10 protein-coding genes, 1 pseudogene and 1 CRISPR repeat array are annotated in these 10,209 nt (G+C 66.0%); of the genes and pseudogenes, 3 read left to right on the top strand and 8 right to left on the bottom strand.

Going from position 1 to position 10,209, the window contains the following annotated elements; all coding sequences use genetic code 11:
• Positions 1-52: 52 nt before the first annotated feature.
• Positions 53-403 (bottom strand): ATP-binding protein, encoded by a 351-nt coding sequence (locus AP234_RS39785; protein WP_431999132.1) that lies wholly within the window; start codon positions 401-403, stop codon positions 53-55.
• Positions 330-836: an ATP-binding protein gene (locus AP234_RS39780; protein ID WP_431999130.1), complete on the bottom strand. Its 507-nt coding sequence runs from the start codon at positions 834-836 to the stop codon at positions 330-332. The genes AP234_RS39785 and AP234_RS39780 overlap by 74 nt, the downstream gene beginning before the upstream one ends.
• 132 nt (positions 837-968) lie before the next feature.
• Here AP234_RS39780 and AP234_RS33995 point away from each other — a divergent pair, with 132 nt between their 5' ends.
• Positions 969-1,229, top strand: a complete 261-nt coding sequence (locus AP234_RS33995; RefSeq protein ID WP_152990787.1) for a hypothetical protein — start codon at positions 969-971, stop codon at positions 1,227-1,229.
• A 9-nt stretch (positions 1,230-1,238) separates the two neighbouring features.
• Here AP234_RS33995 and AP234_RS33990 read toward each other — a convergent pair whose 3' ends face one another.
• Positions 1,239-1,568, bottom strand: coding sequence for a hypothetical protein (locus AP234_RS33990; protein ID WP_055483867.1), 330 nt, complete (start codon positions 1,566-1,568; stop codon positions 1,239-1,241).
• A gap of 195 nt (positions 1,569-1,763) precedes the next feature.
• Here AP234_RS33990 and AP234_RS33985 point away from each other — a divergent pair, with 195 nt between their 5' ends.
• Positions 1,764-2,024, top strand: a complete 261-nt coding sequence (locus AP234_RS33985; protein WP_152990786.1) for a hypothetical protein — start codon at positions 1,764-1,766, stop codon at positions 2,022-2,024.
• A gap of 211 nt (positions 2,025-2,235) precedes the next feature.
• On the opposite strand, the gene AP234_RS33980 is transcribed toward AP234_RS33985, so the two are convergent.
• The 4 genes and pseudogenes from AP234_RS33980 to AP234_RS35735 form a co-directional block, all read right to left on the bottom strand.
• Entirely contained in the window at positions 2,236-2,850 is a 615-nt protein-coding gene (locus AP234_RS33980) for a dihydrofolate reductase family protein (RefSeq protein WP_055483866.1), read from the bottom strand.
• A gap of 298 nt (positions 2,851-3,148) precedes the next feature.
• Entirely contained in the window at positions 3,149-3,517 is a 369-nt protein-coding gene (locus tag AP234_RS33975) for a VOC family protein (protein WP_055483865.1), read from the bottom strand.
• Positions 3,518-4,428: 911 nt separating this feature from the next.
• On the bottom strand, positions 4,429-5,067 hold the full coding sequence (locus tag AP234_RS39775; protein WP_431999131.1) for a HEAT repeat domain-containing protein: 639 nt from the start codon (positions 5,065-5,067) through the stop codon (positions 4,429-4,431).
• 795 nt (positions 5,068-5,862) lie between these two features.
• A pseudogene (locus tag AP234_RS35735) lies at positions 5,863-6,198 on the bottom strand (ADP-ribosylation/crystallin J1); the annotation flags it as partial.
• 799 nt (positions 6,199-6,997) lie between these two features.
• Between AP234_RS35735 and AP234_RS33960 the strand changes: the two are divergent.
• A complete protein-coding gene (locus tag AP234_RS33960; protein WP_055483862.1) occupies positions 6,998-8,341 on the top strand; it encodes a tyrosine-type recombinase/integrase in 1,344 nt (447 codons plus the stop codon).
• A gap of 165 nt (positions 8,342-8,506) precedes the next feature.
• A CRISPR array of direct repeats spans positions 8,507-9,663; the repeat unit is 30 nt; unit sequence GTCCTCATCGTCCCTACGAGGGGTCGCAAC.
• A 164-nt stretch (positions 9,664-9,827) separates the two neighbouring features.
• On the opposite strand, the gene AP234_RS37570 is transcribed toward AP234_RS33960, so the two are convergent.
• A partial coding sequence (locus AP234_RS37570; protein ID WP_160330544.1) for a hypothetical protein occupies positions 9,828-10,209 on the bottom strand: 382 nt, incomplete at its 5' end.

Raw genomic sequence — 10,209 nt, 5'->3', positions numbered from 1 at the left:
GAGCGTGTCGCCGCTGGTGGCCAGGTAGAAGTCCCCACCTTGTTGAAGTTGACTATTTCTTGATCAGGCGTCCGCCGCTGCGGGTTCGGGCCTGTCGCATGCGGAAGGACTCGCCTTCGGTGACGACGACGATGCTGTGGTGCAGGAGCCGGTCCAGCAGGCTGACGGCGGTGGTGTGCTCGGGCAGGAAGCGTCCCCATTGGTCGAAGGGCCAGTGCGAGCCGATCCCGAGCGCGCGCCGTTCATAGGCGGCGGCGACGAACCGGAACAGCAGCTGGGCGCCGGTGTCGTCCAGCGGCGCGAAGCCGACCTCATCGATGATGACCAGGTCAGCGCGGAGCAGGTTCTCGATTACCCGGCCCACGGAGTTGTCGGCCAGGCCCCGGTAGAGCGTCTCGACCAGTTCGGCGGCGGTGAAGTACCCAACCCTTGTGCCCGGCCTGGATGGCCGCGATGCCGAACGCGATGAGGCTGTGGGACTTGCCGGTGCTGGCCGGGCCGACTGCGCAGTAGTTCTCCGCGGCGCGTACCCATTCCAGCGAGGCCAGGTAGTCGAACGTCGCGTGAGGAATGGAGGAGGCAGTGACGTCGAATTCCTCGATGGTCTTGATGACTGGGAACGCGGCGGCTTTCATCCTGGTGTGGGCATTGGACTCATCGCGGGCGGCCAGCTCGGCGTCGATGAGGGTGCGCAGGAACTCCTCGGGGTTCCAGCGTTGGGTGCGGGCGGTGACCAGCAGTTCGGGGGCCAGACGCCGGATCGTCGACAGTTTCAACCGGCGAAGGCCGGCATCGATATCGGCGGCAAGGGCGGGAGCGGCGAGCGCGGTCGCCACTGGGCTGGCCGATGCAGATTGGCCGCAGCGGCTCGATGATGAACTCGGCCGCGCCGACGTGCGGGCCTGGTTGCCAGCACACCATAGCTGGACCGACGCCTACGGGACCAAGTGGACGCGTCGCAAACCACGGTGGCTGACCGAACGTGCCGCCAAGCCGTTGGCGCTGCGCACCTCGTGTTGCTCGCCGTCGAGCATGTCTCCGGGCCGGTGAAGGTGGAACGGCTGGACCATGCCGCCCGCAAGGACTACTGGGACCACCACGTCGCCGAGCACATCGACGACGGCGCCGGCGGTTACGTGGACCCCAATGCCAACGGTCTGACGTATCGAGTCAGCACGTGGAGTGACCGACAGGGCAGACGTATGGTGTTGCTCTCGGAGATGTGCTGACCGGCACTGTCAGCGTCGATCTTGCTGCGAACGCGCAGCAGCGACCAAGGCCAGTACACCTGCGCCGAGGATCGGAAGGCCGATGGAGGGAATGCTGAGGATTCCGACCACCTTCAGTATTACGCCCGACACCGTTAGCGCCAGTCCCCGCCAGAGCGCCGTACGGGCTGCGCTGTAGATCGCAAGAAGTGCGGCCAAGGCCAGTGCGCCGAGGAACCAGGCCACCACCTGGCCGTCTTGCTGACGAATGAATCCAAGGTACAGGCCCATCATGACCAGAACGATCAGAGCTGTGATCGCTGCCAGAGGATCCCAACCCGCACGCAATCCGGACGTCATGGTTCATCGTTGCAGATCTCGATCGTGGTCATCGAGTGCAGAACGTCCTCGAACCGGCACGACAGGACACTTGCGCCACCTGGGTTGACCATGGACAGTGATGGTGTCGCTGAGACCGCGACTCGTCGTATTCGCGGCATGAGCGGACGGAGCTTGTCTACATGAGTGCGCGGGTTCTTGGCAGATACTCGATTCGTGGCACAGAGTCAACGACGTACCGGCGCCGAATCGCACCGAGCTGCGGTCGACGGCGTAGCGGCTTACCTGGCAGATGAGGATGCCGATGTCTACAACATCACGGACACGGCTGTCCGTGAGGATGCATTGGCCCTAGCCCTGAACCTCATCGCCCTCGCCGCGACGGCTGTCACTGCTCTGGCCGCAGCAACCGGCCGAACGCCCGAAGAGGTGCTGCGGTCGATGGATGAGTCCCACGTCCGCGACCTGCATCGGTAAGCCGCAGCCGACGCGCCGGTCGCGGCATGAGAGTGAACCCAGTAGTCCGGCATCCGCCTACCTGGTCTCTCGGCTCACCCTGCCCAGGTGGGGCGCCATCGGACGATCACATCGCCGCCCACCGGATGTGGCGCCGCTACGGCGATCCTCCCGAGAAGGCCACTCGGGCCCTGAACGTCCGGCTGTTCATGGCGATGCTGCACACCCAGGTCTACTTCCCGCCGGGCACCTGGTCCTTGACCTCGTCGTAGCCGACCTTGGTGGGTGCCTCGGTCGGCGAGTAGATCACGCGGATCACGCCCGTCGGAAACGCCTCCGTCGCCGTCATTCTCAGGTGGTACGGCGCTTCGCCGTCGTCGAACAGCCTGCGGCCCTTACGCGCCGCCACCGGGTGCACCAGCAGGCGCAGCTCATCGACCAGCCCCGCGGCGAGCAACTGCTGCACCACGGAGATCGAGCCGGGGATGAGGATGCCTCTGATGCCGGCATCGGCCTTGAGCGAGGTGACGGCATCGAGGAGATCGCCTTTGATCAGCTCGGAGTTGCGCCAGGAGAACTCCAGCGGCTGGCGCGAGACGACCACCTTGCGCACGTCCCCGAGTTGCTTGGCGAACGGTGCGTCGTCCCCACCCGCCGCCTCGCGGTCGGGCCAGGCACCGGCGAAGCTGTCGTAGGTCTCCCTGCCGATGAGCAGCACATCAGCGGTATCATAATCCTCGCCGACGGCGCGGCCCATGTTCTCGTCGAAATAGGGGAAGTGCCAATCGGGGTTCATCTCGGCCACACCGTCGGCCGAGATGAACAGCGTGGAGATAACCTTTGCCATCGCGGTGATCCCTTCGAGTCGGGCGGTATCGGTAGGTAGACCGGCGCAGCATCCCAAACTCATCGCCGGCCACAGATCCGTCCCGATGGAGAGTCGGCATTTCGAGGTCGGCGTGATGCATAGGCACAGTCTCGTCGACCGGATGCAGATGGGCGACCGGGTTCCTCGAGCCCTGTCGTTCTGTCCCAACCGGTGATGCGTTCAAGGGATCTCGATCAGCCCGCACCCTCTGCGACAGAAGCGGGCATGTTCGGTGGGACGCGCATGCGTGCTCCGGAGCGTGGATGAAGCGGTGAGTTCAGCGGGATTGGTGGCAGACTGCCTCGACGTTGTTGCCATCGGGATCGCGTACGAAGGCGCCGTAGTAGTCCGGGTGGTACTCCGGCCAGACTCGCGGCTCATGCAGGACCTCCGCGCCGGCGCCGATGGCCGCGGCGAAGAAGGCATCGACGAAGTGGCGGTCGGTTGCCGTGAAAGCGATGTGCGACTCGCGGAAACCGTCGCCGGTCGACTGCTGGCCAATCCAGAACGTGGGGCGGTCAACGCCGTATCCGATGACTGGACCGAATTCCATGATCCGTCGGCCGCCGAGCGGCGCCAGAACAGCGTCGTAGAAGGCCGCGCTCTTGACGAGATCTCCGCACTGAATCGACAAGTGATCAAGCATGGCGGCAGTCTGCCAGGCGGCACCGACAGCAGCGAGGGCATCGGAACAGCAGCACGATGGAGCGCCCGCGTCCTCCGCGGCATCGTCGCGCGTTCGCGCGCACGGCGGCATGGGAGTAAGGGTCGACAGGCTCTAGGATCGGCCGCGTGTCGAGGCCGGGGCAACGGAAGAAACGCCAGCGCAGACCGCGTCGGCGGCTGCCAGAACTCAAGGATCGTGAGACTCCTCGGCGCGGGCAGCGATCTCGGCCTGGGAGACTGCGTTACTGGTTGCGGCGGCCGGAACCGAGCGTTGCCATCTCGGCAATCTTCACGTCGATCTTTTTGCTGATGGCCGCTGTGACGCGTGACTGGGCTCTCCTAATCATCGTGTTGCCGTGCGCAGGCGCGGGTCTGTTCGTGTGGGTGAGCCGGCGTCTCTGGCGCCGTAACGCCGACCGCTGGCAGCAGGGATACGACGACGTCTTCTGATCTCCAGTCCGGCAGCGACCGAACCGTTCGGCGCGGCGCACTTTCCCGCAGGGAGCCCCGGGACGCAGTCTCGGTGCCGCCGCGACAGCTGGAGAACGGCCGCCAGCGGCAGGAGCGATGCCGCCCCGAGCATCAGGACGCCGCCTGAACGCACTGTTCTCGGCATGAGCGGATGCCCTCCACCGCCGGCCGTCGAAGGCCGTCACGCGGCGGTAAGGCGGCTTTCGATCACGAGTTGGCCATCGCGAATCCGCAGGTCGGTTCCGTCGCTGTTCCGTCGCCGTTTCTGGGGCTTCCCCCAGAGAACTCGAATCAGCGTGCCGATCTACAAACTCACTCATTAGCGCAGGTCAGCACTCTCCTTTGTTCTCCGTCGAGACGGAGTATGGGAACCTGCACAGCCCTGGGGGAGCCGTCATCGCCGCGGCGTGAGCGGCGCGTTCAGCCGATGCTGAGGATCCAGCGCAGTTGGTGAGCCTGCTTGGCGCCGATCAGCGGCTCGGCCGCGTCGATCAACTGACCGAGTCGGAGCGCCATCTCCCCGGTCGGCGTGCGGTAGGCGGTCGCGGTGCCGCGGCGTGACCAGTTGATCAGGTCGGCGTGTGCTCGGTTGCCGAGTTCGGTGTCGCGGGCGGCCAGTAGGTGAAGGTCGACGTGGACGCGGGTCCAGGCGTCTTTCTGGCGCAGTTGTTCGTAAGCCCCCAGTCGAACATGAGGCGGCGAGTCGGCGGCCAGCAGTTCCCACAACCGTGCGGTCGGTACGGCGTCCGGCTCGGTGCGTAGTGCCTTGTTGACCGAACGGACGACCACCGGGGCCGGATCGGCGAGCATTCCGGCGATCCGGGTAAGGGATCCGCCCAGGCGGCGAACGGCGCGTACGGCTTCCGCCCGCACCCTGGGGCTTGGGTGCTCCAGGAAAGGCAGGAGCGCAGCCACGTCCTGATGCGTGCCGCATTCGCCGAGGCCGGCGATCAGCGCACGGGCTCGGCCCGTCGCCGGGTCCGCGGCCAGGGCGTTCCGGTAGATCGTGGCAGGGTTGCGGCTCGCGCGGCGGATGGCCCACTGCGCGGTGGCGCGCATCATCGCCGACCGGTGCGCCAGATAGGCCGCACCGGCTTCAGTGCGGCCGAGTTCCACCAGTGCGGTGAGCGCCTCGATCCCGACCTTCGAGCTTCCCTGTCTCAGCAGCTCTTCCAGCACGTCAACGCGCCGGTCTCGGACAGCGTCGGCCACAAGCCACTCCGCGCACCGGAGCCGGCAGACCTGGTCCTGTTCTCGCAGGGCGGCACGCGTGACCTCCTCGTGCGGGGACCGGCCGGACTCCAGCCACAACCGGTACGCCAGCCGCCGCACCCCCATGTCCTGGTGCCTACGGGCTGACGCCAGCACCTCATCCGGGACCGCTCGCAGTGCCCCTGCGACGGCCTCCACAGCATGCTCACCGCGCGCCCACGATCCGATCGCCACCGCGACGCTCGCCGCCGTCAGCAACGCCGATGTCCCCGCGGTCCGCAACGCGGCGGCCAACGATCGGCGTGCGCGTTCACGTACTTCAGGCACCCAATCGGCGGTCCGCAGCACCACGACGGGCAGCAGCAATCCATCCGTACGCATCGCCGGACCGGCGACCGCCGACTCCCGCAGGCGTCCGTTCCGGGAGCAGGCCGCCACCAGTGACCGCAGCCGCTCATCCTCCGGCAGCACGGCCTTCGTCCGGGTCGCGTCACCGCCGTACGTCACCGCGGACGTACGCAGCGCCCGGTCGAGCCCGATCCAGGTCTTCGCACCCGCGACCGACAACATCGCCAGAACCTCATCCGAGGACTCCCGGCCGGCCGCGGCTTCGATGACGCGCATCGCCAGCGGCACGTAGCCGGGAGCATGGAACTCACGGACCACATGGATCGGGCCGACCAGATGAGCGTTGAACTCCCCCAGTTCCTCCGCCGGAACCCACAGCTCCGTAATGGTCCGGCCGCCCGCCTGCCGCGCCGGATAGCGGCGTGCGAAGGTCGCGTCGAGCTCAAAGCGCGTCACAAAACCGGCGCCCGACGCCGGCACGTTCCAGTCGCGAGCGATCTTCATCGCATACGCCTCGTTCAACACCGGATAGAAGATCGGCTGCTCCGGCAGCCGAGGCGGCCAGGCCCGCCATCCCGACGCACGCACCAACGACAACTCCGCCGGCCCGACCGGGCGCCACAACGTCACCGTAGCCCGTCCACACCTACGCGCTCCGCCCTGCTCCTCGGTCACAAAACCGAGTATCACGACATTGCCGGACCTCGACCACCGAATATCCCCCCGGCACTGCCCTCGGGGACCCAGGAGGGGATCAGATTTCAGTGTCCGGCAACACGCGGAGCACTGCATGCAACGTGCGAGGTCATGCCGCAGAGGCGGTAAGTGGGCGGACTGGCCGCGCTGGAGTCGGTACGCGGCAGTTTCGCCGACGCCTGCGCGGCGATCCACCGTCACACCGGCGTCCAGCTGGAAAAACGGCAAGCCGAAGCACTCGCCCAGGCGGCCGCGTCCGACGTGGACGCCTTCTACGCAGCACTGCGTCCCGACCGGAGTCTCGATGATGACGCTTCTGAATCTGCCGCCCCTGTACACGAGAGCATCGTCTCCCTGGCCGTGGGCGGCCAGGCTGCCGGGCGGCTGCGACCAGAGCCCCAGATTCGGCGAGGTTCAGGGCCGGCAGACACCCAGTTCCGTGTCATCGGTGACAGTCACTCACTTAGTCATTCGGCAACAGAAAAGGGCCCGTCTCACCGAAGTGATCTAGGCCCTGACCTGGTAAAACTCTGTCGGGACGGCGGGATTTGAACCCACGACCCCTTGACCCCCAGTCGCGTTCCGCCGTTCATTCGTCACCTTGAGTAATCGAGCCTGATGCGGGAAACTGCAGGTAGACGGCTTGATCGGCTGTCGGATCCTGTCGTCGGATCTCGATCTCTGACGCAGAGTACAGCAACAAATGAGCAACGGATGATCACGGGGAGGATGCGTGGGCCACTCCTACAAGAGGGTCGGAGCGGACGGCAAGACCAGGTACACCGCGATCTACCGCGACATCCGCGGAGACCGGCACTCGGCCGGCACGTTCACGAGCAAGAAGGCCGCCGACAAGGCATGGCAGGCGGCGGAGGCCAGGGTCGCCGAAGGGCGCGTCGGAACCACCGCCCGAAGCCGCCAGACCTTCCGGCGCTACGTCGAGGAGGAGTGGCTGCCGCACCATGTGATGGAGGCCACCACCCGTGAGGGGTACACGTACTCGATCTACGCACACATCATGGACTGGTTCGGGCCGATGCGGATGATCGAGATCCTGCCCAGCGACGTACGCGCCTGGGTGAAGGACCAGCAGGACAAGGGCCTGTCCCCCGCTACCATCCGGCTCAACAAGGCGATCCTCAGCGGCATCTTCACCACTGCCCTGAACGACCAGGTCACCGCGCTGCACCCGTGCAAGGGTGTGAAGACCCCGACCGTGCCGAAGAAGCCACTGCGGATCGTGTCACCCGAGGAGTTCGACAAGCTCTACTTCGCGCTGCCGACCGAGGAGGCCCGACTGCTGGCCGAGACCGCCATCGAGAGCGGCATGCGCTGGGGCGAGCTCACCGAGCTCCGCGTCAAGGACCTCGAACTGCTCAGCCGAATCGTCACGGTGAGCCGTACCGTGGTCGAGATCAACCCCAAGCACCACCCCGAGGGCAAGCGCTTCCTGATCAAGGAGTACCCCAAAGACAAGGAGTACCGCCGCTTCAAGCTCAGCCCCCAGATCATCGCCAAGCTCAAGGCGTACATCGAGGACAGCAAGCTGGAACGCGACGACCTGCTCTTCGTCTACCGCCCGGAGGAGCCAGTTGAGCGGCCGAAGCTGGAGCCGGGAGACCACCTGGGCCTGACCGAGCCGAACGCCGCCGGGCGGCGCTACCGGCACGGCACGCTCAGCGCGTACGCAGCGGGCAAGTGCCGCTGCGCGCACTGCAAGAACGCCTACGCGGTTTATCGCGCCGAGCGCCGTGCCGCCGGCAAGGACGACCCGCGCCAGTCGCGCCGCTGGGACACCGACGACCACATCCCCCGCCGCTGGTTCCGCGATCAGGTCTGGCGGCCCGCGCTGGCCGCCTCAGGCCTGGAGTTCAAGGTCAAAATGCACGATTTGCGCCACGCCCACGCCTCCTGGCTGCTCGCTGGCGGCGCCGACCTGCAGGTGGTGAAGGAACGGCTCGGCCACGGCAGCATCTCCACTACCGAGAAGTACCTCCACACCCTCCCCGACGCCGACGACACCGCCCTCGACGCCCTCGCCCGAACACGTTCTCGCTCCCAAGGGAGCATTAGATGACCTCTTGGATAAGCAACGGCGGTGCGGGCAGCCCTCACGGGGTTTACTCTGAATGACAGCGTTTGCAGCGAACCTCCCGGCTTTCTTGCACTACCGGAGGTCCACTGCAAAATCCCGTCTCAATGGCCCTCTAGACCAGCGCTTGAGCTGCGCCTTTACGATGGGGTCCTCATCGTCCCTACGAGGGGTCGCAACTGAACGAGGGAGGCGATAATTGCCGTCGTGCCGAGGTAGTCCTCATCGTCCCTACGAGGGGTCGCAACACGATCTTTCCTTCGGCGTTCACCAGTACGCTGACGTCCTCATCGTCCCTACGAGGGGTCGCAACAACGAAATTCCAGTCCTTACCGAACGCCTTGCGCGTAGTCCTCATCGTCCCTACGAGGGGTCGCAACGTATCACTGTGTAAGGACACCTGGGTTGTGAGTGACGTCCTCATCGTCCCTACGAGGGGTCGCAACCGGCTCGACCGGCCGAGCGCCGGTCGCGGGAAGCGGTCCTCATCGTCCCTACGAGGGGTCGCAACATCCCTGTACTTCACCTGAATGGACACCGACACACGTCCTCATCGTCCCTACGAGGGGTCGCAACTCGCCGGCGCGGTCGAGTACACGTCGGAGGACGGGTCCTCATCGTCGTCCTCATCGTCCCTACGAGGGGTCGCAACAACCGGTCCGGCCCGTTCCCGCCGGTGGTGTAGGGCGTCCTCATCGTCCCTACGAGGGGTCGCAACGTGGCGTAGCCGGCCCCGGTGGCGTCGAGCACGGCGGTCCTCATCGTCCCTACGAGGGGTCGCAACGTGCGGACGGCAGTGAAATAAAAGCGATCAATAAGGGTCCTCATCGTCCCTACGAGGGGTCGCAACTCAGCGCCCTGCACTGGGGGCAGACTCCGGACATCACGTCCTCATCGTCCCTACGAGGGGTCGCAACCGGGAGCGTGCGGTGCGGATCGGCGCGGAGGAGCGGTCCTCATCGTCCCTACGAGGGGTCGCAACCCGGGCTCGCGGTCGCGTTCTCCAAGGTGTACGGGTCCTCATCGTCCCTACGAGGGGTCGCAACGAGGATCTACGGCGCCTCATCAAGGCCACGTCGGGGTCCTCATCGTCCCTACGAGGGGTCGCAACTGGCGTACGCCTCACACGCCGCCAGAGCGTCACACGTCCTCATCGTCCCTACGAGGGGTCGCAACCAGCGTGGGCGCGGATCTGGCAGGCCGGCGAGCAGGTCCTCATCGTCCCTACGAGGGGTCGCAACGCCTTCACCCGCAGCGTCACGATCACGTGGCCCAGGGTCCTCATCGTCCCTACGAGAGGCCGCGACTTCTGCAAGCGCAAGCCTTCCGGGGCGTCCGCACGGGCCTCCATCGCTCAGGTGAGAATTAGCGACCTCGGAGCTACCAGGGGGCAGGTAGCTGCCGCACTACAACAAGGATCTTGGCGGATGGGCCGAGCCAATGGCGTCCTGACCCATCCGCCAAGATTTCGTCAGCAGCTGGCGACGCGACGGCGACGCGAGCAACGGACGTTCACCGTCTCGCATCGCTCGGTCACCCAGTCCACACCGGCCTGACAAATCCGCCTAACCAGTTCCCGGACTCGAACTTCGGCTTGCTTCGCATCGACGCCGAACTCCATGGCAGCCCATTCGAGCAGCTCCGGGTCGGGCTGGGTAGCGGCTGCGCAGATGCGCTCCAGCACTCTGCGCTCAGAGGAGCTCTCCTCAGCGAGGACGAGGGACAGCTCCCGCCGCGCATCCTCCGTCTCCTCATTGCGGGTGAACACGTCCTCCGGGCTCAATTCCTCTTTCGCCGTCCAGGGGACGAGCTCCCCCTCGCTGAGGTACAGGACGACGTTCGCCATGTAGAAC

It is taken from the genome of Sphaerimonospora mesophila (assembly GCF_001417795.1).
Classification (GTDB): Bacteria; Actinomycetota; Actinomycetes; order Streptosporangiales; family Streptosporangiaceae; genus Sphaerimonospora; species Sphaerimonospora mesophila.
This window is presented reverse-complemented; position numbering and strand designations above follow the sequence as displayed.

Bases quoted from the DNA above. Each gene is read 5' to 3' on its own strand.
- AP234_RS33980 (WP_055483866.1), bottom strand. From the start codon at position 2,850: ATGGCAAAGGTTATCTCCACGCTGTTCATCTCGGCCGACGGTGTGGCC.
- AP234_RS33975 (WP_055483865.1), bottom strand. From the start codon at position 3,517: ATGCTTGATCACTTGTCGATTCAGTGCGGAGATCTCGTCAAGAGCGCG.
- AP234_RS33990 (WP_055483867.1), bottom strand. From the start codon at position 1,568: ATGACGTCCGGATTGCGTGCGGGTTGGGATCCTCTGGCAGCGATCACA.
- AP234_RS39775 (WP_431999131.1), bottom strand. From the start codon at position 5,067: ATGCGCGCCACCGCGCAGTGGGCCATCCGCCGCGCGAGCCGCAACCCT.